The following is a 21,377-nucleotide window of genomic DNA, read 5'->3' as shown; positions in this document are numbered from 1 at the left end:
GGCGTGTTTGGGATATTCATTGGCATACTAAAGCAACCCGGCCATATCGTCCTCCCCTAGCATCCGCCTCGTTCGTCCCATGCAATCGGGGGAGCGCGCCCGGCAGGAATCGCAAGCGCATCCTAGAATCAGTCGGCTTTTGATCCGCAGCGCCCTGCTCCCGGGCGCATCGCGCGGTGAAAATCGTCAGGTTTTTCTCCCCCATTGCCTTCCGCCTCTCCGGACCGCCTTATGCAGAATTTGCCCGCGACCCCTCGCGTTTTATGGATTGCCCTTGGCGCCGCCCTGCTTGGCGGCTGCACGACGGTCGGCCCCGATTTCCATACGCCCAGGGCGCCCTCGGTTCAGCAGTACACCCGCGAGGCCTTGCCCGCGCAGACCGCATCGGCCCCTGGCACGCTGGGTGGGGCGCAGCGTTTTCAGACGGTCGAGCGCATCGCACCTGACTGGTGGCGGGTGTATGGCTCTTCCCGCCTCGATAGCTTGGTGGACGCGGCGCAGCGCAGCAGCCCGACGCTGGCCGCCGCCGAAGCCACCCTGCGCCAGGCGCAGCAGACTTACCAGGCGCAGGCCGGTTCCACGCTCTATCCCACGGTCAATGGCAAGCTCGGCGCCAACCGCAATCAGACCAATGCGGCGTCTGTCGGACAGAGCAGCAGCGCCACAAACATTTTCAACCTCTACAACGCCAGCATTGCGGTCAACTACAACTTCGACCTGTTCGGCGGCAACCGCCGCGCGCTCGAAGCCCTGGCCGCGCAGGCCGACTATCAGCAGTACCAGCTCCAGGGGGCCAAGCTGACCCTGGCGGCCAATGTGGTCACGGCGGCGTTCACCCAGGCTCAGCTTGGGGCGCAGATCGACGCCACCGAGACCATCCTCAAGGCGCAGCAAAACCAGCTCGATATCGCCCGCAAACGCTTCGCCCTCGGCGCGGCGGCCCGCACCGATGTGCTGACGCTAGAAACTCAGGTGGAGCAGACGCGCGCCAGCGTGCCGCCGCTGCGCAACAAGCTCGAGCAGACCGATCATCTGCTGGCCGTGTTGCTCGGCCAGGCGCCGGGCGCGGCCGATATTCCTCGGTTCACCCTGGCCGACTTCACCTTGCCGCAAACGCTGCCCGTCGTCGTGCCGTCCGCGCTGGTGCAGCAGCGTCCGGACGTCCAGGCCAGCCAGGCGCTGTTGCACGCGGCCACGGCGCAGTACGGCGTGGCAGTCTCCAACCTTTATCCGCAGATCAATCTCAGCGCCAGTCTGGGCACGCAGGCGCTCACGATGGGCGCCTTGTTCGGCCCGGGCTCGGCGGTTTGGTCGCTGGCCGGCAGTCTGGCTCAGCCCCTATTCAATGCCGGTTTGAAGGCCGGTGCAAACGCGGCTGAAGCCAGCCTGCAAGCGGCCGGAGCCAACTATCAACAGACCGTGCTGCAAGCCCTGCGCAATGTGGCCGATGCCCTGCGCGCGCTCGACAACGACGCGCAGACGCTGCAGGCGCAGGCCGCAGCCGATACGGCAGCGCAAGAGTCGCTCAAGCTCGTCGATCAGCAATACCTGCTGGGCGCCGCCAGCTATCTGCAGTTGCTCACCGCGCAGCAGCAGGCGCAGCAAACCCGCATCGGCCTGATCTCGGCCCAGGCGCAGCGTCTGGCCGACAGCGCGGCGCTCTATCAGGCCATGGGCGGCGGTGTGCTGGATGAGCAGAGCGCCCCAGTCGCCGCTGCGTCGGCCAGCAAGTAAGCCCTCAATATTCCCTCGGCATTCCCGATCAGCCCCCCTACAAAAGCCAGTACACGGAGTTCACAGATGACCAAAGGCACCACCAAGCGCATGATCATCATGCTCATCATCGCCGCCGTCCTGATTGGGGGGATGGTGTGGTTCCAGCACTTCAAGAGCACCATGATTGCCAAGGCGATCAAGGGCATGTCCAACCCGCCGCAGACGGTTTCGACCATCGTGGCGCAGGAGTCATCCTGGCAGCCCACGGTCGAGGCGCTCGGTAATTTGCGCGCCAGCCAGCAGGCCTCGCTCAGTCCGCAGATCGCAGGAGTGGTCACCGCCATTCATTTCCGCTCTGGCGAGAAAGTGCGCGCAGGCCAAGTGCTGGCGCAGATCAACGACGCCCCGCAGCGCGCCCAACTCGCGCAGCTGCAGGCGCAGGTCGGACAGTTGCAGGCGCAGCTCAATCTGGCGCAAATCACTCTGGCGCGAGACGAAGCGCAGCTCAAGGTGCAGGCCATCAGCCAGGCCGTGGTTGACACCGATCGTGCCAATGTGACCAGCGTGCAGGCCCAACTCAAGGCGCTGGCCGAGCAGATCAACGCACAAAAGGCGGTGCTGGCGCAGGCCACTGTCACCGCGCCGTTCACGGGCGTGCTGGGCATTCGGCAGGTCAACCTCGGCCAATATCTGGCGCCGGGCACGGCGGTGGTCACGCTGCAGGCGCTCGATCCGATGGACATCGACTTCACCGTGCCGCAGAACCAGATCGATCTGGTGCATGTGGGCATGAAGGCGGAGCTCACTACCAACGCGGCGCCCGGCAAAACCTTCGAAGCCAAGGTCATCGCGGTCGAGCCGCAGATCAACACGGCCACGCGCAACCTCACGGTGCGCGCCCGCATTCCCAACCCCAAGGGCGAGTTGCTGCCCGGCGTGTTCGCCACGATACGACTGACCGACGGCGAGCCGCGCAACTACATCACCCTGCCTAACGCGGCCGTGGCCTACAACCCGTATGGCGCGACGGTCTTTCTGGTCAAGGACGAAGGCAAGGGCGCCGACGGCAAACCCAAGCTGGTGGCCGAGCAGCGCTTCATCACCACCGGGTTGACGCGCGGAGACCAGGTGGCCGTGCTCAGCGGGCTGAAGGCCGGTGACACCGTGGTGACCGCCGGGCAGCTCAAGCTGCGCAATGGCGTGCCGGTGCTGATCAACAACAGCGTGCAGCCGTCGGACAACCCCAACCCGCAAGTGCCCAATTCCTGAACCGGCTAGAGCGCGATGAACAAGAAATTCACAGACATCTTCATTGATCGTCCGGTACTGGCCATGGTGGTCAGCCTGGTGATTCTGGTGCTCGGCCTGCGCTCGGCGGGCTTGCTGCCGGTGCTGCAATATCCGTACACGCAGAACGCCGTGGTCACCGTCACCACCACCTACCCCGGCGCCGACGCCAATCTGGTGGCCAGTTTCATCACCACGCCGCTGGAAAACGCCATCGCGCAGGCCAACGGCATCGACTACATGACGTCGAGCAGCGTGCAGAGCAGCAGCACCATCACCGCCAACCTGCGGCTGAACTACGACCCCGACAAGGCGCTTACCGAGATCAATACCAAGGTGAACTCGGTGCTCAACCAGCTGCCCGCCGCGGCGCAGAAGCCGGTGCTCACCGTCTCCATCGGGCAGACCATTGACGCCATGTACATCGGCTTTTACAGCGATGTGCTCAAACCCAATCAGATCACCGACTACATCACCCGTTCGGTGCAGCCCAGGCTGCAGTCGGTCGACGGCGTGCAGACGGCGGAGATTCTGGGCGCCAAGAATTTCGCCCTGCGCGCCTGGCTCGACCCCAACAAACTCGCGGCCTACGGCCTGACTGCCGCCGATGTGTATTCGGCCCTGGCCGCCAACAACTATCTCTCGGCCACGGGCAATACCAAGGGCCAGATGGTGCAGATCAATGTGTCGGCCAACACCGATCTGAAGTCGCTCAGCGGCTTCCGCAATATGGTGGTGAAGACGGTTGACGGCCAGGTGGTGCGGCTCGATCAGGTGGCCAACGTCACCCTCGGCTCGGACGACTACGACAGCTCGGTGGCCTTCGATGGCAAGTCCTCGGTGTTTGTCGGCATTCAGGTGGCGCCCGGCGCCAATCTGCTCGACGTCGTGGCCCGCGTGCGCAAGGTCTTCCCCGATATTCAGCAGCAGTTGCCCGCCGGATTGAAGGGGCAGATCGTGTACGACTCGACCAAGTTCGTCACCTCCTCCATCGACGAGGTGATCAAGACGCTGGTCGAAGCCGTGCTCATTGTCACCGCCGTGGTGTTCATCTTCCTCGGTTCGCTGCGCTCGGTCATCATTCCGCTGGTGGCCATCCCGCTGTCGATCGTGGGCACCTTCACCATCATGCTGGCGCTGGGCTACTCGATCAACCTGCTCACCCTGCTATCCATCGTGCTGGCCATCGGACTGGTGGTGGACGACGCCATCATCGTGGTCGAGAACATCAGCCGCCACCTCGAAGAAGGCATGTCGCGGCATGACGCCGCCGTGCGGGCCGCGCGTGAACTGGCCAACCCCATCATCGCCATGACCATCGTGCTCGTGGCGGTGTATGTGCCCATCGGCTTCATGGGCGGCCTCACCGGTGCGCTGTTCACCGAGTTCGCCTTCACCCTGGTGGGCACCGTGGTGATCTCGGCCATCATCGCGCTGACGCTGTCGCCCATGATGTGCTCCAAGCTGCTCAAGGCGCCCGATCCGCAGAGCCATAGTTGGCAAGACAGGTTGGTGCTGTTCCTCGATCACAGCTTCGATCGGCTGCACAACCGCTACGAGCGCACCCTGCACGGCTCGCTCAACTTTCTGCCGGTGACGGCGGTGATGGCGGTCATCATTCTGGGCTCCATCTACTTCCTCTACTCCACCTCGATGTCGGAGCTGGCGCCGCAGGAAGATCAGGGCGTGCTCATCGCCATATCGTTCAACAGCCCGACGGCCACGCTCGATCAGCGCGCGCTCTATGCCAAGCAGGTCTATGACGTGTTCAAGACCTTCCCCGAAACCGACCATGTGTTCCAGCTCAACACCCCCAGTCAGGTGATCGGCGGCATGGTGCTCAAACCCTGGAACGAGCGCACCCGCACGGCCACGCAGATGCAGCCCGAGCTACAGCAAAAGCTCAATCACATCGCCGGCAGCCAGATCGCCGTGTTCCAGCCGCCGCCGCTGCCGGGCTCGCGCGGGCTGCCCATCCAGTTCGTCATCACCACCACCGAACCGGCGGACAAGCTCTATGACGTGTCGCAGAAATTCCTGCAAGACGCGCTGAAATCCGGCAAGTTCATCTTCCTGCAGTCTGACCTGCGCATCGACCTGCCGCAGACCCGCCTGCACATCGACCGCAATATGGCCGCGCAACTCGGCCTGACCATGCAGGACATCGGCTCGGCGATGTCGGCCATGCTCGGCGGCGGTTACGTCAACTTTTTCGAGCTCGACGGCCGCTCCTACAAGGTCATTCCGCAGGTCGCGCAAAAGTACCGCCTCAATGCCAGCCAGCTGCAGCACTACTACATCCGCACGGCCAGCGGGGCGATGGTGCCGCTGTCCACCGTGGTGCACCTGACCTCGAGCGTGCAGCCCGAAACCATCAACCACTTCCAGCAGCTCAACTCGGCCACCATTCAGGGCGTTTCCCTGCCCACCATCGCCCAGGGGCAGGCGCTGGACGATCTGGTGACCCTCGCCAAGCGCACCCTGCCGGTCGGCTATAGCTACGACTTCGCCGGGCCGTCGCGCCAGTTCGAGCAAGAGACAGGTGGGCTGGTGCTGACCTTCGGCTTCGCCATGATCATCATTTTCCTGGCGCTGTCGGCACAGTTCGAGAGCTTCCGCGATCCGGTCATCATTCTGGTGTCGGTGCCCATGGCGATCTCGGGCGCGCTGCTGTTCATCAACCTGGGCATCGGCCACGCCACCCTCAACATCTACACCGAGGTCGGGCTGGTGACGCTGATCGGCTTGATCTCCAAGCATGGCATTCTCATCGTCGAGTTCGCCAACAATCTGCAGCGTGAAGGGCGAAGTAAACGCGAAGCCATCGAACACGCCGCAGGCATGCGTCTGCGTCCGATTCTGATGACCACTGCCGCCATGGTGCTGGGCGTCATGCCGCTGATTTTCGCCAGCGGAGCGGGCGCGGTCAGCCGTTTCAACATGGGCCTGGTCATCGCCACCGGCCTGTCCATCGGCACCCTGTTCACGCTGTTCGTCGTGCCTGCGATGTACATGCTGCTCGGCGCCGACCACAGCCACGAGGCCCGCGCCCAGGCGTTGCGTGAAGCGGAGGCGAATGACCCGCTGGCGCATCCGCCCGGCGGCGGCGCCTCTACGGCGCACTGAGCATTATTGAAAAAACCGGCTTTTCGCCGGTTTTTTCTTGCATTCCCAATGGTCTCGCTCTGCCAGAAAAGTCTTTTTGGGGGGGCGACCATGATGCAGAGGAGCTCGTGTCACGTTCTCCTGCTGCCGCCTGTCATCTCGCGCATCGATCTGTGTGACTGACGCGCAAGACCGTGCGGCTAAAGCGGGCCGAGAACGGCGGCACAGTGCCAAAAGCGTTGCTGGACTCAGCCGTGGCAACTCGGTGCAACAACACGGTGCAGCAACGCGACTCAGACCTTGGCGGGCTCCAGCGCCTGTATCGCCACCGACTCCAACGGCCGACCGGCTCTGCGTTCCCAATCGGCCTTCTGGTCTTCACCCACCGCGCCGACATTGAAGTATTGCGCCTGCGGGTGGGCGAAATAAAAGCCGCTCACGCTGGCTGCGGGCATCATGGCCCAGCTCTCGGTCAGCGACATGCCGATGTCCTGCGCCTGCAGCGCGGCGAACATCTCCCCTTTCACCGAGTGTTCAGGGCAGGCGGGATAACCCGGCGCCGGGCGGATGCCCCGGTACTTCTCGGCGATCAACTCGGCGTTGCTCAGCGATTCTTCGGGCGCATAGGCCCAGAACTCGGTGCGCACGCGCTGGTGCATGCGCTCGGCCAATGCCTCGGCCAAGCGGTCCGCCAGCGACTTGAGCATGATGGCGGAATAGTCGTCGAGGTCGGCGAGGAAGGCTTTTTCCTTTGCTTCCACCCCCAGTCCGGCGGTCACGGCGAACATGCCGATGTAGTCCGCCGCGACGCCCTTGGGCGCGATGAAGTCGGCCAGCGCGCGGTTGGGGCGGGGTACGCCGTCCACCACCGGGCGCTCGGTCTGCTGGCGCAGGCCATGCCACACCATCAGCTCGCTGCTGCGGCTCTCGTCGGTATAGAGTGCGATGTCGTCATCATTCACACTATTGGCCGGCCATAACCCGATGACGGCATTGGCGGTGAGCCAGCGGCCTTCGATCAGACGCTTGAGCATGCGCTGCGCGTCGCTGTACACGCGGCGAGCGGATTCGCCCACGATGTCGTCGGTGAGGATGTCGGGAAACTTGCCCGCCAGATCCCAGGTCTGGAAGAAGGGCGCCCAGTCGATGCAGGCCGCGATCTCGGACAGGTCGTAGTTGCGGAACACGCGCCGCCCGATGAACTTGGGCACCGGCGGCGTGTAGCCTGACCAGTCGATTTTGCTTTTGTTGGCGCGGGCGGCAGCCAGCGGGACCAAGGGCGTCACGCGCTTGTTGGCGTGCAGAATGCGCACCTTTTCGTAGTCGGCCTCGATCTCGGCGATATAGGCCGCTGCCTGATCGGACAGCAGGCTCTGCGCCACGCCCACACTGCGCGAGGCGTCGGGCACATACACCACCGGCCCTTCGTAATGCGGGGAAATTTTCACCGCGGTGTGCACCCGGCTGGTGGTGGCACCGCCGATGAGCAGTGGCATCTTGCGGCTGCGGAAGTAGTCGTCGCGTTGCATCTCGGCGGCCACATGCTGCATTTCTTCGAGGCTCGGGGTGATCAGGCCGGACAGCCCGATGATGTCCGCGCCTTCCTCGCGCGCCTTGGCGAGGATGTCCTTGGCGGGCACCATCACGCCCATGTTCACCACTTCGAAGTTGTTGCACTGGAGCACCACGGTGACGATGTTCTTGCCGATGTCGTGCACGTCGCCCTTCACCGTGGCGATGACGATCTTGCCCTTGGCGCGCACATCGCAACCCGCGGCCTGCATTTCCATTTTCTCGGCCTCGATGTAGGGCAGCAGATGGGCCACGGCTTGCTTCATCACCCGTGCGCTTTTCACCACTTGCGGCAGAAACATCTTGCCCGCGCCGAACAAGTCGCCGACCACGTTCATGCCGTCCATCAGCGGGCCTTCGATGACGTGCAGCGGCCGCCCGCCTTCGGCACGGATGGTCTGCCAGACTTCTTCGGTGTCGTCGACGATGAAGTCGGTAATGCCGTGCACCAGCGCGTGGCTCAGACGCTGGCGCACCGGCAGCTCGCGCCAGGCCAGCCGGACGCTATCGTCTTTGGCCGCGCCCTTCACCGCTTCGGCCACTTCGAGCAGGCGCTCGGTGGCGTCGGGGCGGCGGTTGAGCACCACGTCTTCCACGCGCTCGCGCAACTCGGGGTCGAGGTCGTCGTAAACGCCCATTTGCCCGGCGTTGACGATGCCCATGTCCATCCCGGCGGCAATGGCGTGATACAGGAACACGGTGTGGATGGCCTCGCGCACCGGCTCGTTGCCGCGGAAGCTGAAACTCACGTTGGACACGCCGCCCGACACCTTGGCACCGGGCAGGTTCTGCTTGATCCAGCGCGTGGCGTTGATGAAATCGACCGCGTAGTTGTTGTGCTCCTCGATGCCGGTGGCGATGGCGAAAATGTTGGGATCGAAAATGATGTCTTCCGCCGGAAACCCCACCTGATCGACCAACAGGCGATAGGCGCGCTCGCAGATCTGCGTCTTGCGCTCGAAGGTATCGGCCTGCCCCTGCTCGTCGAACGCCATGACCACGGTGGCCGCGCCATAGCGGCGCAGTAGCCGCGCCTGGCGAATGAACTCGGCCTCGCCCTCTTTCATGGAGATGGAGTTCACCACCGCCTTGCCCTGCACGCAGCGCAGCCCCGCCTCGATCACGCTCCACTTGGAACTGTCGATCATCACCGGCACACGGGCGATGTCGGGCTCGGAGGCCATGAGGTTGAGAAAGCGCACCATCGCCGCCTTGCTGTCGAGCATGGCTTCGTCCATATTGACATCGATGATCTGCGCGCCGTTTTCCACCTGCTGCCGTGCCACGGCCAGCGCCTTGTCGTACTCCCCGGCGAGGATCATGCGGGCGAAGGCTTTGGAACCCGTCACATTGGTGCGCTCGCCGATGTTGACGAACAGCGAGCCGGGGCCGACGATGAGCGGCTCGAGGCCGGAGAGTTGCAGCGGGGGCAGAGCGGGGGCGGTTGCGTCTTGGGACATGGGATCTCGATCAGTTGTCAGCCTTCGTCACCGCGCAGGGGAAGAAGGGATGAGCGCCGTTGAGACCCCAAGCCTGACCCCTGCCGCACACTTCGCGGCAGGCGCTGCAACGCTCCTTGGAGTGACCTATTGTAAATATCAATAGGAATGAGGTGCACCGGGCCTACCATGCATTCGTAACCCCATCCATCGCCATGCCCGATCGCCGACCTTCCCAGCAGTCCGTACACGCCACCTGGGCGCCGCGCATTGCGCAGTTGCTGCTGCGTCAGCCCGGCCACCGGCTGACCGCGGAAGATGCCGTACTCATCGCCAACCAGATGCAGGTGCGCTGGATGCAGGCGGGCACGCGCTTCATTCAGCAGGATGACGACACGCACGACGGCACCATTCTGATGCTGCTGTATGGCGAGGTGAGTGTGGAGAAAGCGCCGCAGCACCAAGGCGACAGTCTGGTGGTTTCCATCGCCAAGGCCGGGCAGATGTTCGGGGAAATGGGCGTCTTGCTCGATGCGCCGCGCAGCGCGAGTTGCGTGGCCTATTCCGATGTGGCCCTGGCCGAACTCAGCCGCGATGCGCTGGAGCGGCTGCTGGTCGAGCATCCCGCAACGGCGGCGCGACTCGCTCTGGGCATCGCCAGCCGTCTGGCCGAGCATCTGCGCGACACCTCGAACAAACTCACTTCGATGTCGCGCCTGGTCAGCGCCATGCACCCGGCCATCCGCGCGCAGATGCTGGGGCCGAAGTCGGGTTTTTCGCCCAGCCAGCTCGACGACCCTGCGGCGCCGGACTGAATCAAAGCCGCCCCACGGCTTCCGCAGCCAGCCAGCTCACCACGCTGGCGAGCAAAAACACCAGAAATCCGATGTTGTTTTCCATCCCCAGGCGCTCGGTGAAAAACCGGCGCAGGCCATAAACGGCAAAGGGATAAATGATGACGGAGACAAAAAATCCGGCCACGGCAAACGTCCTGAAATCGCGGGGAATTTATTGTGTCGCGTCCGGCGGGCTGAAGGTGTGTGCGGCTGTAAAAGCGCGTTGATAAACGAAAACCGAGGCCGGCGGCGCGTTGCGCCAGGCCAGCCCGGCGCGTCGCACCTGCAGACCGAGTTCTTCGCGCAAGGCGCGCGAAACCGGGCTGGCATGACCGTAGGTGAACTGCACGAAGCAACCACCGGGCCGGAGTACGGAAAACGCCTCGTTCAGAATGGAGCGTTGTGTGGCGCGCGGCATGGAAAGCAGGCCCAGCCCGCTGATCACCGCATCCGCCGGGCCGCCCAGCAGGTAGCCCGAAGCCTGTGCCGCGGTTCGCAGCGCGCAGGCATCGGCCTGGATCAGCTGCAGATCAGGAAATCGCTGCCGCAGCAGACCGTGCAGCGAGGCGTCGCGCTCGACGACCAGCAGATTGGCGCAGTGCAAACCGTGCTCGATGAGCGCGCGGGTGAAGGCGCCCGTGCCCGCGCCGAGCTCGATCACCCGCTGCTGGGCCGGATCACTTTCGGGCAGCAGCGAAAGCGGCTTGAGCATTTTCTGGCTGAGCTGCCGCCCTGAGGGCAGCACGGCGGCCACACCCATGGGGTCGCGTGCCCAGGCGCGCAGGAAAGTACGAATTTGCTGCCCGGCGCGCACAGGGCTTACAGGGCTGGGGGGAGTGATACTCATGCGGATGCAGGACAATTCCTGAGAGTGGATCCAAATCGTGCCGTCCAGAACCCCGACGCACGCGGCGCCGAGCAAATAGCCAAGACGAACGAAGGATTTGATGCCGGTTCAGTGCCGGTCTTGGGGGCTGTCTCCCTGTTGTTTTTATAGTGTGAATGCCGCAACTGAGCGCAACCTTAGCATGAACTCCAACCACGCAGAACCCACCGCCGTGCACGTTTTGAATTGGCAATGGCTGGGCCGACAGGACTATCTGCCGACCTGGCAAGCCATGCGTGCGCTGACCGATGCGCGCGACGCGGCGACGCCCGACCAGATCTGGGGCGTGGAGCATCCGCCGGTGTTCACTCAGGGCCAGGCCGGTCGGCCCGAGCATCTGCTCGATGCGCACGGCGTTCCCGTGGTGCAGACCGACCGCGGCGGGCAGATCACCTATCACGGCCCCGGTCAGGCGGTGATCTATCTGCTGCTCGACCTTCGTCGCCGCCGCTGGATGGTGCGCGAAACCGTGCAGCGCATCGAGGAGGCGGTGATCCGCACCCTGGCGCATTGGAGCATCGAAGGGGTGCGCCACCCCGGTGCGCCGGGCATCTACCTCGCATCTAGCGAGAAGATCTCGGCCCTCGGGCTCAAGGTGCGCAACGGCTGCACTTACCACGGCGTGGCCATCAATGTGGCGATGGACCTGCAACCGTTCACCTGGATCAACCCCTGCGGCTACGCCGGGCTGCGCACCCTCGACATGGCCAGTCAGGGCGCGAATGCTGCCGTGGAGCAAGTCGCTGCAACCTTTGCCGAGGAATTCGCCGCGCTCTGGCAGACGCAAGGCGGCGGGCCTACCATGAAGCCTTGAGCGTTTTTCGCCTACCGCGCCCTTTTACATGACCTCGCCGACCCCACCGCTTGCCGATCCCACGATCAAACAAAAAGGGCAGGCCAAGACCGCCCGTATTCCCATCAAAATCGTGCCCGCTGGCGATGCACCGCTGCGCAAGCCCGACTGGATTCGCGTCAAAGCGGCGGCGCCTTCGTCGCAGTTCTACGCCATCAAAGGGCTGCTGCGCGAGCACAAGCTGGTGACCGTGTGCGAAGAGGCCAGTTGCCCCAACATCGGCGAATGTTTCGGCAAGGGCACGGCCACCTTCATGATCATGGGTGACAAATGCACCCGCCGCTGCCCCTTCTGCGACGTCGGCCACGGCCGCCCCGATCCGCTCGACCCTGAAGAGCCCGGCAATCTGGCGCGGGCCATCGCGGCCATGCGGCTGCGCTATGTGGTCATCACCAGCGTGGACCGCGACGATCTGCGCGACGGCGGCGCGCAACACTTCGTGGACTGCATCCAGACGACCCGCGCGCTATCGCCCACCACGCAGATCGAAGTGCTCGTGCCCGATTTCCGCGGCCGTCTCGACAAGGCGCTCGATCTGTTCGCCGCCGGGCTTCCCGATGTGATGAATCACAACCTCGAGACCGTGCCGCGCCTCTACAAACAGGCCCGTCCCGGCGCCGATTACGCCCACTCGCTCAAGCTGCTGGCCGATTTCAAGGCGCGCTATCCCGGCATTCCCACCAAGAGCGGGCTGATGGTGGGTCTGGGCGAAACCGACGATGAAATTCTCGACGTGATGCGCGACATGCGCGCGCATGGCATCGACATGCTCACCATCGGCCAGTACCTCGCGCCCACCGGGCACCATCTGCCGGTGGCGCGCTATGTGCACCCCGACACCTTCGCGATGTTCGAGCGCGAAGCGCTGGCGATGGGGTTCACCCACGCCGCCGTCGGCGCGTTGGTGCGCAGCAGCTATCACGCCGATCAGCAGGCGCATGCGGCTGGTATCTGAACCGATTTCTTGCGCCAGCGCACCGCGCTGCGAGTTCGCGGCAGCGACAATCCGGGTTCAAAATTCATTCGTTCTGGAGATCGCCTGATGAAGTTTCCCGCCTATGCGCTGGGCCTGGCCGGGCTCATTCCCTTTATCGCTCTGGGCCTTGCCGCGTGGATTGCACCCGAGACCTCGCTGACCGCTGTGGTGGTGATTCAGGCGCAATACGCTGCGGCCATTCTGGCGTTTCTCGGCGCGCTGTATTGGGGCGCAGCGCTGGTGCTGCCCGAAGGTCAGGTGCAACGTCCTTGGCTGCTGCTGGGCTGGGGCGTGGTGCTGCCGCTGTGGGCCTGGCGCATGACCTGGGCGTCGAACTGGGTGTACGGCATGACCGGGCTGTTCATCGGCCTGGCCATTGCTTATGCGGCCGATGTGATGTTGCGCAAGCAGCTTCCGTGGCCGTCGTGGTTTTTGCAACTGCGCCTGTGGCTCACGCTGGGCGCGCTGCTCGGTCTCGGTTTGACGCTGGCCCGGCTATATACCCTCAAGCCTGCGGGCTGAACAAGCGCTAATCGTCCTGGATTGCGGCGGCGCAGGCCGCGCACAGCCCTTGCACTTCCAGCCGCGCGTGCCGGGCGACAAAACCGGTGGCCGCTACGGCCTTGGCAATGGTGGCATCCACCGCGTCGCTTTGCAGTTCTTCCACCCGGCCGCAGCGGGCGCACAGCAGCAGGTGCGCGGCGTGCGGCGTGTCAGGGTGGTTGCAGCCGACAAAGGCGTTCAGACTATCGACGCGGTGAATCAGCCCCTGCTCCAGCAGGAAATCGAGGGCGCGATACACCGTGGGCGGCTTGGCCGCGTGATCCTCGGTGGACAACTGCGCGAGCAGGTCATAGGCCTTGACCGCCTCGGTGCGCGATTGCACCAGCTCCAGCACCCGACGCCGCAGCGGGGTGAGACGCACGCCCCGGGCGGTGCACAGGGCTTCGGCATGCAACAAGGCTTCCTGATGGTGATGGTGATGAGCGGTCATGCCTGCAAGTATGCAACAAGCCGCGCGACCGGGCGGTATCAGCCCTGTTCCGGCAGATGGCCCACTTTCACGAAAATGGTGCAGCCTGACCGGCTGAACGGGGCATGCTGGCTCAGGTGCGGACTGCGCATCCAGGTGCCTGCCGGATACCGGCCGTGCTCGTCTTCGAACACGCCTTCGATCACATAGATTTCTTCCCCGCCCCAGTGCCGATGCGCGGTGAACACGGTGCCGGGTGCCCACCGCACCAGCGCGGCATGCTCGCCCGCAAAGTCGGACAGCGGTTTGACGCTCAGCCCTTGCACCAGGCCGGGCAGCCACGGCGCGCGATGCGTATCGATCACCACACGCTCACCATCGTCGGGCTGCATGTGACGCAATTTCACCAGCAGGGTGCAGCCCTGTTCGGTGAACGGCGCGTGGCGCGAGCCGGGAGGGTTTTTCAGATAAGTGCCCACCGGGTAGACGCCGTGCTCATCGGCGAATGTGCCTTGCAGCACCAGAATTTCTTCGCCCAGCGGGTGCAGGTGTGCGGCAAAACGCGCGCCCGGCGCGTAGCGCACCAGCGAGGTGGCACGCGCGGCTTCGCCGCCGTCACGCTCGATCAGCTTGCGTTGCACGCCGACTGCGGGCGAATCCACCCAGGGCAGGGCGGTCGTGTCGACCACTTCAGCACGGGAAAAGTCGGCGCGCAGCAATGCGGGGGCAGCGGGGTCGAGCACGGCACTCATGGCGAAACCTGTTTGGTCGGCAGGATCAGCAGTTCCTGCGGGTTGACATGCGGCGGTTGGGCGAAGGCGTAAAGCAGCGCTCGGGCAATATCGTCGGCATGCAGGGCTTCGATGGCATCACGCCGGGCCTTCATTTGATCTTCCGGAACGTTGTGGCCCCAGTCGGTGTACACCGCCCCGGGCTCGATCAGTGAAACCCGGATGCCCTCTGGCCCCAGCTCCTTGCGCAGCGCGTCGTGTAGGCCCACGACGGCGAACTTGGTTGCGTTGTAGACGGCCCAACCTTCAATGCCGCGCCGCCCGCCCACGCTGGAAACCGTGTTGATCATCGCGCCGGGGCGGCCACGCAACAGCGGTATGGCGGCGCGCGTGCAAAACAGCACCCCCCAGAGATTGGCGTCGATGGTGGCCTTCCACTCCTCGGTGCGGCCGTGCTCGAAGGCGCCGTGATAACCCACGCCCGCGTTGTTGAACAACAGGTCCAGGCCGCCGAACCGGGTTTTGACCGTTTCGAACAACTGCTGCACCTGACTTTCGTCGCCCACATCGGTGGCGACGACCAGGGCGCGGCTGCCCAGTTCATCGGCGAGGGCCTCGAGCTTGTCGGCAGAGCGCGCCGCGAGCACGACGGACATTCCTTCGGCCACCAAAGCGCGCGCGGCGGCTGCGCCAATACCGCTAGAGGCGCCGGTGATGACGGCGACTTGATCTTTCAGGGAACGGATATGCATGGGGATCTCTTTTTTGTCGAAGCCAGATGCTAGATCTGCGCACTGGCGCATTGCAGCGCGGCGCCAAATCCACGCGCGCGCTGTGCGGGCATGTCCGCTGGGTCGTGCACAAATGGCGTGATCGGGTTTTAAGCCGTCGCGAGGCTGGTGACTTCGTCCACGAAGGGGTCGGCCAGATGCACCCGGTTGCGCCCGGCCGACTTGGCTGCGTACAGCGCGCGGTCGGCGCGAATCAGCAGATCGTCGAAAGCGCTGTCTTCTGCCGCGGCTTGCGCCACGCCGATGCTGATGGTGATCGACAGCTCTTCAGGCTGCAGAACCCACGCCGCCGTGTGCTGGCGCAGCCGCTCGGCGGCGGCTTGCGCCGAGGGCAGTTCGGTTTGCGGCAGAAACACCAGAAACTCCTCGCCGCCCATGCGCGCCACATGATCGGTTGGCCGCGTGCCTTCGCGCAGCAGCGTGGCCAGGCCGGTCAGCACCCGGTCGCCCACGGCGTGGCCGTATTCGTCGTTGATGCGCTTGAAATGATCAATGTCGATCATCAGCACGCAAAACGGCAGGTCTTTGTGGCGGTAGGACGCCCATTCGCGCTCCAGCAACTGTTGCGCGGCCCGCCGGTTGAGCAGCCCGGTGAGCGGGTCTTTCAGCGCCAGATCGTGCAGTCTGCGTACCAACCGGGCCATCAGCATACCGCCGTAGATCAGGCTGAGAAACGAGGCGACGAGCAGCAGCGTGAGAGTGAGCAATTCGTTGAGCAGGCCATCCTCGCGGTAGTCCAGCGCCTGGCCGTTGCCAGTGAACACGGCAAAGGCGCGCCACAGCAGCGTGGCCGCAATGAACAGGGTGGGGCCATGCAGCAGCAAGGTGACGGGGCGGCCGAATTCCTGCGCCATGCTGGCGTGCACGCCCCAGACGCCGCGGGCCGCGATCCAGGCGATGAGCAGACAGACGATGGCAATGCGCCACTCTTCCATCGCCACGGACGTGCCCGTCAGCCCGATGCCCAGAATCGCCAGACCGATGATCAGCGCGTGCTCCCGCAACCGGCCCGGCCGGTCGAAAAACAGTTCGCTGGCCCGTCGCGCCGCCGTGGCCGAGATGACGAGCAGCACATCCGCCAGCTGATAGCCCAGCACTTGCGGCACATTGCCGCGCAAAGCCAGCAGCAAGATGGACAGCGCGCCGAGCCCGCAGAACGCGGCCCAGTAGTAGGCGCTCTGGCGCGCCAGCCCCGCCAGCCGGGCCACCGCCAGCCAGGCCGTGGAGAACACGACCTGCTGCACAGCCACTGCCAGCAGCAGCCACTGGACGATGGTGAGGGTGTGGGGCATGAAGGGGCCGTGAGTGAACGCGCTGCGGAGGGTCAACCCTTCTTCAGCATCGAACGTGAGATCGCATTTTGCGCTGCCTTGGTGTCGGAGATCCCCCGGATTTCCTAGCGATGTATTTTTCCAACGCTACTTTCCGCAGGATCGTCTGCGCCGTACAGGCCAAAATGTAAAACAGCCGCCAGGGTGGGCGGCTGTGCAGGGGGCTATTGCTGGCCTGGTCGCGCGTTCAGCTCAGTTCCTCATACAGCGGCAGGGTGAGGAAGTCGGTGAACTGCGCGCTAGTGGCCATCTGCTCGAAGATCTGCGCGGCCTTGTCGAACTGGCCCGTCGCGCCGGTGGCTTTGACCTTGGCGAGTTCCTCCGGGATGATCGCGCGCACCAGATCGGCAGTGACTTTGCGGCCGTCGCTCAGCACGCCCTTGGGGCTCTGAATCCATTGCCACACCTGGCTGCGCGAGATTTCGGCGGTGGCCGCGTCTTCCATCAGATTGTGGATGGGCACGGCGCCGCTGCCCGCCAGCCACGCGCCGAGGTAGTGGACGCCGACGTTGATGTTGTTGCGTAGCCCGGCTTCGGTGATGGGGGCTTCCGGGCGGAAGTCCAGCAAGTCGGCAGCGCCCACATTGACATCGTCGCGGGTTTTGCCGATCTGGTTGGGCGCGTCGCCGAGCACGGCGACGAACTCTTCCATCGCCACCGACACCAGTCCCGGATGCGCCACCCAGCCACCGTCGTAGCCGTCGGTGGCGTCACGACGCTTGTCCATGCGGATGCCCTCCATGGCCTTGGCGTTTTTCTCCGCGTCGTTCTTGATGGGGATGAGCGCGCTCATGCCGCCAATGGCCGGCGCGCCGCGCTTGTGGCAGGTCTTGAGCAGCAGCAGGGCGTAGGCGCGCATGAACGGCACCGTCATGGTGATCTGCGAACGGTCGGCCAGGCAGAAGTCGTGATCCACTTTGAACTTCTTGATGGCGCTGAAAATGTAATCCCACCGGCCCGCGTTCAGCCCGGCGCTGTGCTCGCGCAACTCAAACAGAATCTCGTCCATCTCGAACGCGGCGAGGATGGTTTCCACCAGCACGGTGGCTTTGATGGAGCCCTGCGGCAGGCCCAGGGTGTTTTGCGCCAGCACGAAAACCTCGTTCCACAACCGCGCTTCCAGATGGCTTTCCATCTTGGGCAGGTAAAAGTAGGGGCCAGCGCCGCGCGCGATCAGCTCGCGGGCGTTGTGGAAAAAGAACAGCCCGAAATCGAACAGGCTGCCGCTCACCCGCTGGCCGTCCACCAGCAGATGTTTTTCGTCCAGATGCCAGCCGCGCGGGCGAACCTGCAGGGTGGCGATGGTGTCGCCCAGCGCGTAAGTCTTGCCGTTCTGCGCCAGATGGATGGTGCGGCGAATGGCGTCGAACAGATTGATCTGCCCTTCGATCTGGTTGGCCCAGTTTGGCGTGTTGGCATCCTCGAAGTCGGCCATATAGCTGTCGGCGCCCGAATTGAAGGCGTTGATGATCATCTTGCGATCCACCGGGCCGGTGATCTCCACGCGGCGACGCTGCAGCGCCTGGGGCAGCGGGGCGATTTTCCAGTCGCCCTCGCGCACCGCCCGAGTCTCGGCGAGGAAATCGGGTTTTTCACCGGCGTCGAGGCGGGCAGTGCGGGCCGCACGGGCCGCCAGCAGGGCCTGACGACGCGGCTCGAAAGCGCGGTGCAACTGGGCGACGAAGGCCAGCGCGTCGGGAGTGAGGATGCGGTCGAAGCCCGGCTGCAGCGGGGCGTTCAAGGTGACGCCCTGAGGGGCGGAAGGGGTTGTCATTTGGCGATCTCCGTGAGTTTGGGTGAAGGTTTGCGGCTGCCGCGTCGCAACGGATTGCGCAGCGCGTCGGCAGCCGCCCATCTTTTTGGGATGCTCAGAGTTTATGCTGCACCGCGGCATAAATCTATCCGGCTGGCGCCGAACATGCGCTAGATTGATGACTTTTACCGACCCAATTTCCGGCGAGCATGGACAAACTCAAACAGTTGGAGACCTTTGTCGCGGTGGCGACCAAAGGAAGTCTGACCGCTGCGGCGCATGCCGAAGGCGTGGCGCCAGCCATCATTGGCCGTCGCATCGATGCGCTGGAAGCGCGCTTGGGCGTCAAGCTGCTGTTGCGCACCACCCGGCGCATCAGCCTGACCGACGAGGGCAGCGCCTTTCTCGAAGATTGCCAGCGCCTGCTGGCCGAGCTGCAGAACGCCGAGGCCAGCGTGAGCGCGGGCGGAGTGAAGGCCAGCGGCCATCTGCGCATCACCGCGCCGGCGGGTTTTGGCCGCCGCCACATCGCGCCGCTGATTCCCGGGTTTCTCGACCAGCATCCCGAGGTGAGTCTGTCGCTCGACCTGACCGATCGTCTGGTCGATCTGGTCAACGAGGGCTACGACTGCGCCGTGCGCGTGGGCGATCTGGCCGATTCTTCGCTGGTCAGCCTGCGGCTGGCCGACAACCGGCGCGTGTGCGTGGCCGCGCCCAGCTATCTGCAACGTCACGGCACTCCGGCCACACCGTCCGATCTCGCCCGTCACCAATGTCTGGCGTATTCATCCGTGAGCAGCCAGCCGCGCGGCTGGATGTTCCAGGCCGAGGGCGAGATCCTGCATGTGCGCGTGGCGGGTCGCATGGACTGCACCGATGGCGCCGTGCTGCACCAGTGGTGTCTCGAAGGCCGGGGCATCGCCTGGCGTTCGCTGTGGGAAGTGGGCGCCAGTCTGGAGCAAGGCAAGCTCGTGGCGCTTCTAGAAGACTTTGCCGCGCCGCCCAACGGCATCTTCGCGGTCTTCACCCAGCGCAAGCATCAGCCCCTGCGGCTGCGCCTTTGGCTGGACTATTTAAAACACCATTTCACCCAGCCGCAGCGGGCGCCGGTGTGAAACCGAGGATCAAGCCTGCCGCGCCAGCAGGTTGTCGATGAGTTGGTGCAGCTCGGCGAAGTTGGGCGTGCCGACGTACTGCTTGACGATGTGGCCCGATTTGTCGATCAGAAAGCTCGTCGGCGTCAAGCGCACATCCTTGAAGGCCTTGGCCGCCTGCCCGCTGGCATCGAAGGCCACGGTGAACGGCAGCTGGCGCTGCTGCACAAAGTTGCGCACAAACTCAGGGTTGTCGTAGCTCATGGCCACGGCCACGAGGTCGAAGCCTTTGGGGTTGAGCTGGTCGTAGGTCTTCACCAGCTCGGGCATTTCCCCCACGCAAGTGGTGCAGCTCGTTGCCCAGAAATTCACCAGCACCACCTTGCCGCGATAAGCCGAAAGATCGACCGTTTTGCCGTCGAGCAGGCTGAAGCTCGCGTTGGGCGCCTCGGGTTTTTGATCCAGCGCCGACCAGCCGAGATAGCCGCCCACGGCCAGAACGGCCAGCACGATGACGGCGATAAGCGATTTGGACAGGGGTTTCATGAAGGCGCCTACAAAAGAAATTCAAAACAAATACAGAAAATCGATTTTAGGCCGCTCAAGCCCTGCGGCATGCAACCCCGCGCGCCTCACGGCAATTCCGGGTATTCGCAAACAATCCGGGTTCAATATGGCAACACAACCGGCTGGCTCAGCGCCCAGTTGCGTTGCCAGTCGGCCAGATACTGCGCAGCCAGCTCGGGCGCATTCCACACCACCAAGACGTTCTCGGCATTGCGATGCGCCGCGGAGTAGGTGTAGTTGAAACTGCCGGTCTGCACGGTGCGCCGGTCGATCACCATGTATTTGTCGTGAAAGATGGGATAGACGTCGACCGAGCGCACGGCAATGCCCGCGTTGCGCAGAATGCCCAGCGCGTGCCGCGCGTAGCGGGCGTCTTCATCGAAATTGCCTTTCCAGTCCACCAGCACCTGCACTTGTACGCCGCGTTTTTTCGCCTGGACCAGCGCGCGGGCCACGTCGGACGAGGTGAACAGATAAGCGGCCATCTGAATGCTGCTATGCGCCTGATCGATGGCCTGCAGCACCAGCGCCAGCGCGCCGCCCGAGGGCGAGAAGGCGCTGGAGACAGCGGCCTGTGTCGGCAGGGCGAGGGCTTGAGGCGAGCGGGCCTGCGCTGGCAGCGCGCAGGCGGCAGCGAGCAGGGCGCAGACCAGCAAGCGGGCACAGAGAGAACGGGTGGCAAGAGCTTTGAACGACATGATGAATGCGCATGAAAAAGCCCGGCTGCGCCGGGCCTGGACCGCGGGCGTTTTCGGCCCGTGGTGTGGTCAACTCATTTCAGATGCGCGCTGACCAGTTTGGTCATTTCGAACATGCTGACCTGATCCTTGCCGAAAATCGGCTTGAGCTTGGCATCTGCGTTGATCATGCGCTTGTTCGCTGCGTCTTGCAGATTGTGCTTCTTGATGTATTCCCACAGTTTTTTCACCACTTCGGTGCGCGGCAGCGGCGTGGTGCCCACGACGGCGGCCAGATGCGCCGAAGGGGTGAGCGGTTTCATGAACGCCGCGCTGGGCTGACGGGTTGTTTTAGCGGCGGCCGCCTTTTTTGCCGCGGGTTTTGCAGTGGTCATATTGAGTGCACTCCGAGAAGTTGAGCTTGTTATCCACTGGCGTGTCAGCGGCCCGTTGGGGATCGCTGCGCGCCGTGCAGATTCACCGTTGTCATGGATTGCGGGCTGGACAGTCCGGCCCGCTAAAAAGTTGAGCCGATCCATGCCTTCCGGATCTGCATGACTGCGCCCCGATCGGCGCCAACGTGCCGGAGGATCGTGCTCAACCAGCCGCATATTAAGCCGAGCGCGCAGGCGTCCGACGCAGCATGTGCGTTTTTAGCGTTTTGCGCGTTGTTTTGTTGTCTTGTTGGCGCCTGAAGCGACCCCCCCCCCGAAACCCGTCGCTTCGCTGGGCTCTCCCCTCGAGGGGCAAGAAACTCATGAGAAAACGCAGGGCCGCCCCAAGTTTTCTC

The 21,377-nt window shown here is 64.2% G+C and carries 19 protein-coding genes and 1 riboswitch; of the genes, 8 read left to right on the top strand and 11 right to left on the bottom strand.

The annotated features are described in order from the left end of the window. Positions 1-231: 231 nt before the first annotated feature. The 3 genes from THI_RS15500 (at position 232) to THI_RS15490 (ending at position 6,129) form a co-directional block, all read left to right on the top strand. Positions 232-1,734 (top strand): efflux transporter outer membrane subunit, encoded by a 1,503-nt coding sequence (locus THI_RS15500; RefSeq protein WP_013107207.1) that lies wholly within the window; start codon positions 232-234, stop codon positions 1,732-1,734. 66 nt (positions 1,735-1,800) lie between these two features. Beyond that, the gene (locus tag THI_RS15495) at positions 1,801-2,985 is read left to right on the top strand and encodes an efflux RND transporter periplasmic adaptor subunit (RefSeq protein ID WP_013107206.1); all 1,185 of its coding nucleotides are present in this window, start codon (positions 1,801-1,803) and stop codon (positions 2,983-2,985) included. A gap of 15 nt (positions 2,986-3,000) precedes the next feature. After that, positions 3,001-6,129: an efflux RND transporter permease subunit gene (locus THI_RS15490; protein ID WP_013107205.1), complete on the top strand. Its 3,129-nt coding sequence runs from the start codon at positions 3,001-3,003 to the stop codon at positions 6,127-6,129. A gap of 272 nt (positions 6,130-6,401) precedes the next feature. Here the strand turns inward: THI_RS15490 and metH are convergent, their stop codons facing one another. Then, positions 6,402-9,140, bottom strand: a complete 2,739-nt coding sequence (gene metH / locus THI_RS15485; RefSeq protein WP_013107204.1) for a methionine synthase — start codon at positions 9,138-9,140, stop codon at positions 6,402-6,404. Positions 9,141-9,184: 44 nt separating this feature from the next. Continuing rightward, positions 9,185-9,264: riboswitch (S-adenosyl-L-homocysteine riboswitch) on the bottom strand. A 70-nt stretch (positions 9,265-9,334) separates the two neighbouring features. Here metH and THI_RS15480 point away from each other — a divergent pair. Then, positions 9,335-9,934: a Crp/Fnr family transcriptional regulator gene (locus tag THI_RS15480; RefSeq protein WP_013107203.1), complete on the top strand. Its 600-nt coding sequence runs from the start codon at positions 9,335-9,337 to the stop codon at positions 9,932-9,934. A 1-nt stretch (position 9,935) separates the two neighbouring features. On the opposite strand, the gene THI_RS19165 is transcribed toward THI_RS15480, so the two are convergent. After that, positions 9,936-10,100, bottom strand: a complete 165-nt coding sequence (locus THI_RS19165) for a hypothetical protein (protein ID WP_013107202.1) — start codon at positions 10,098-10,100, stop codon at positions 9,936-9,938. A gap of 27 nt (positions 10,101-10,127) precedes the next feature. After that, on the bottom strand, positions 10,128-10,802 hold the full coding sequence (locus THI_RS15475) for a class I SAM-dependent methyltransferase (RefSeq protein WP_013107201.1): 675 nt from the start codon (positions 10,800-10,802) through the stop codon (positions 10,128-10,130). A gap of 181 nt (positions 10,803-10,983) precedes the next feature. Here THI_RS15475 and lipB point away from each other — a divergent pair, with 181 nt between their 5' ends. From lipB to THI_RS15460, 3 genes are all read left to right on the top strand, one after another. Beyond that, the gene (lipB, locus tag THI_RS15470; RefSeq protein WP_041609040.1) at positions 10,984-11,655 is read left to right on the top strand and encodes a lipoyl(octanoyl) transferase LipB; all 672 of its coding nucleotides are present in this window, start codon (positions 10,984-10,986) and stop codon (positions 11,653-11,655) included. Between the two features lie 28 nt (positions 11,656-11,683). After that, entirely contained in the window at positions 11,684-12,649 is a 966-nt protein-coding gene (gene lipA, locus THI_RS15465; RefSeq protein WP_013107199.1) for a lipoyl synthase, read from the top strand. 87 nt (positions 12,650-12,736) lie between these two features. Then, positions 12,737-13,192 carry a DUF3429 domain-containing protein gene (locus THI_RS15460; protein WP_013107198.1) on the top strand — a complete coding sequence of 152 codons (456 nt, stop codon included), beginning with the start codon at positions 12,737-12,739 and terminating at the stop codon, positions 13,190-13,192. Between the two features lie 7 nt (positions 13,193-13,199). On the opposite strand, the gene THI_RS15455 is transcribed toward THI_RS15460, so the two are convergent. The 5 genes from THI_RS15455 to aceB all read right to left on the bottom strand — a co-directional run bounded on the left by THI_RS15455 (position 13,200) and on the right by aceB (position 18,270). After that, positions 13,200-13,664 (bottom strand): transcriptional repressor, encoded by a 465-nt coding sequence (locus THI_RS15455; protein WP_013107197.1) that lies wholly within the window; start codon positions 13,662-13,664, stop codon positions 13,200-13,202. A gap of 38 nt (positions 13,665-13,702) precedes the next feature. Further along, entirely contained in the window at positions 13,703-14,395 is a 693-nt protein-coding gene (locus tag THI_RS15450) for a cupin domain-containing protein (RefSeq protein ID WP_013107196.1), read from the bottom strand. Beyond that, positions 14,392-15,126, bottom strand: coding sequence for an SDR family oxidoreductase (locus THI_RS15445; RefSeq protein ID WP_013107195.1), 735 nt, complete (start codon positions 15,124-15,126; stop codon positions 14,392-14,394). The genes THI_RS15450 and THI_RS15445 overlap by 4 nt, the downstream gene beginning before the upstream one ends. Before the next feature lie 128 nt (positions 15,127-15,254). After that, on the bottom strand, positions 15,255-16,457 hold the full coding sequence (locus tag THI_RS15440; protein ID WP_050986059.1) for a GGDEF domain-containing protein: 1,203 nt from the start codon (positions 16,455-16,457) through the stop codon (positions 15,255-15,257). A 226-nt stretch (positions 16,458-16,683) separates the two neighbouring features. Continuing rightward, positions 16,684-18,270, bottom strand: a complete 1,587-nt coding sequence (aceB, locus tag THI_RS15435) for a malate synthase A (protein WP_013107193.1) — start codon at positions 18,268-18,270, stop codon at positions 16,684-16,686. 188 nt (positions 18,271-18,458) lie between these two features. On the opposite strand from aceB, the gene THI_RS15430 reads away from it, so the two are divergent. Next, entirely contained in the window at positions 18,459-19,364 is a 906-nt protein-coding gene (locus THI_RS15430; protein WP_013107192.1) for a LysR family transcriptional regulator, read from the top strand. A gap of 9 nt (positions 19,365-19,373) precedes the next feature. Here THI_RS15430 and THI_RS15425 read toward each other — a convergent pair whose 3' ends face one another. From THI_RS15425 to THI_RS15415, 3 genes are all read right to left on the bottom strand, one after another. Further along, the gene (locus THI_RS15425) at positions 19,374-19,889 is read right to left on the bottom strand and encodes a peroxiredoxin family protein (RefSeq protein ID WP_013107191.1); all 516 of its coding nucleotides are present in this window, start codon (positions 19,887-19,889) and stop codon (positions 19,374-19,376) included. Between the two features lie 122 nt (positions 19,890-20,011). Beyond that, positions 20,012-20,608, bottom strand: coding sequence for a phospholipase D family nuclease (locus THI_RS15420; RefSeq protein ID WP_013107190.1), 597 nt, complete (start codon positions 20,606-20,608; stop codon positions 20,012-20,014). Between the two features lie 74 nt (positions 20,609-20,682). Further along, positions 20,683-20,982, bottom strand: a complete 300-nt coding sequence (locus tag THI_RS15415; RefSeq protein ID WP_013107189.1) for an SWIB/MDM2 domain-containing protein — start codon at positions 20,980-20,982, stop codon at positions 20,683-20,685. Positions 20,983-21,377: the final 395 nt, after the last annotated feature.

The organism is Thiomonas arsenitoxydans (genome assembly GCF_000253115.1).
GTDB classification, from domain to species: Bacteria; Pseudomonadota; Gammaproteobacteria; order Burkholderiales; family Burkholderiaceae_C; genus Thiomonas; species Thiomonas arsenitoxydans.
Note: the sequence above shows the minus strand (reverse complement) of the source record. Positions and strands in the feature narration are given on the sequence as shown.

Coding starts and splice junctions, on each gene's coding strand:
- metH (WP_013107204.1), bottom strand. CDS start 9,140: ATGTCCCAAGACGCAACCGCCCCCGCTCTGCCCCCGCTGCAACTCTCC.
- THI_RS15475 (WP_013107201.1), bottom strand. CDS start 10,802: ATGAGTATCACTCCCCCCAGCCCTGTAAGCCCTGTGCGCGCCGGGCAG.
- THI_RS15460 (WP_013107198.1), top strand. CDS start 12,737: ATGAAGTTTCCCGCCTATGCGCTGGGCCTGGCCGGGCTCATTCCCTTT.
- THI_RS15420 (WP_013107190.1), bottom strand. CDS start 20,608: ATGTCGTTCAAAGCTCTTGCCACCCGTTCTCTCTGTGCCCGCTTGCTG.
- THI_RS15450 (WP_013107196.1), bottom strand. CDS start 14,395: ATGAGTGCCGTGCTCGACCCCGCTGCCCCCGCATTGCTGCGCGCCGAC.
- THI_RS15415 (WP_013107189.1), bottom strand. CDS start 20,982: ATGACCACTGCAAAACCCGCGGCAAAAAAGGCGGCCGCCGCTAAAACA.
- THI_RS15480 (WP_013107203.1), top strand. CDS start 9,335: ATGCCCGATCGCCGACCTTCCCAGCAGTCCGTACACGCCACCTGGGCG.
- THI_RS15440 (WP_050986059.1), bottom strand. CDS start 16,457: ATGCCCCACACCCTCACCATCGTCCAGTGGCTGCTGCTGGCAGTGGCT.
- THI_RS15500 (WP_013107207.1), top strand. CDS start 232: ATGCAGAATTTGCCCGCGACCCCTCGCGTTTTATGGATTGCCCTTGGC.
- lipB (WP_041609040.1), top strand. CDS start 10,984: ATGAACTCCAACCACGCAGAACCCACCGCCGTGCACGTTTTGAATTGG.
- THI_RS15490 (WP_013107205.1), top strand. CDS start 3,001: ATGAACAAGAAATTCACAGACATCTTCATTGATCGTCCGGTACTGGCC.
- THI_RS15455 (WP_013107197.1), bottom strand. CDS start 13,664: ATGACCGCTCATCACCATCACCATCAGGAAGCCTTGTTGCATGCCGAA.
- THI_RS15445 (WP_013107195.1), bottom strand. CDS start 15,126: ATGCATATCCGTTCCCTGAAAGATCAAGTCGCCGTCATCACCGGCGCC.
- THI_RS15495 (WP_013107206.1), top strand. CDS start 1,801: ATGACCAAAGGCACCACCAAGCGCATGATCATCATGCTCATCATCGCC.
- THI_RS15425 (WP_013107191.1), bottom strand. CDS start 19,889: ATGAAACCCCTGTCCAAATCGCTTATCGCCGTCATCGTGCTGGCCGTT.
- THI_RS15430 (WP_013107192.1), top strand. CDS start 18,459: ATGGACAAACTCAAACAGTTGGAGACCTTTGTCGCGGTGGCGACCAAA.
- aceB (WP_013107193.1), bottom strand. CDS start 18,270: ATGACAACCCCTTCCGCCCCTCAGGGCGTCACCTTGAACGCCCCGCTG.
- lipA (WP_013107199.1), top strand. CDS start 11,684: ATGACCTCGCCGACCCCACCGCTTGCCGATCCCACGATCAAACAAAAA.